The organism is Chryseobacterium sp. SIMBA_028, from assembly GCF_046535285.1.
Lineage (GTDB): Bacteria > Bacteroidota > Bacteroidia > Flavobacteriales > Weeksellaceae > Chryseobacterium.
Window position 1 is genome coordinate 1 of sequence record NZ_JAWRWZ010000169.1, and the last position, 283, is coordinate 283.

The 283-nt window shown below is 43.5% G+C and carries 1 protein-coding gene; it reads left to right on the forward strand.

From position 1 onward, the window contains the following. Positions 1–283 (forward strand): SDR family NAD(P)-dependent oxidoreductase (locus tag SCA31_RS23015; RefSeq protein WP_410699356.1); only part of this gene is annotated, 283 nt, incomplete at both ends.

Sequence of the window (283 nt, forward strand, 5' to 3'; positions counted from 1 at the left end):
CTCTTGTTACAGGCGCGGCTAGCGGAATTGGGTTAGAAATTGCACGTGAATTCGCTATAGAAGGCGCAAAAGTGGTAATTTCCGATTTGAACGAAAAAGCCGTGCATCATGCAGCTGAGGAACTTAAGGGACAAGGATATGAAGTCCTCTCTGCGGTTTGTGATGTAACAAACGAAGAACAAGTAGAAAAAAGTGTCTCTAAGACACTTGAAACCTTTGGACGATTGGATATTCTGGTAAACAATGCGGGGATTCAGCATGTGTCGGATATAGAAAACTTCCC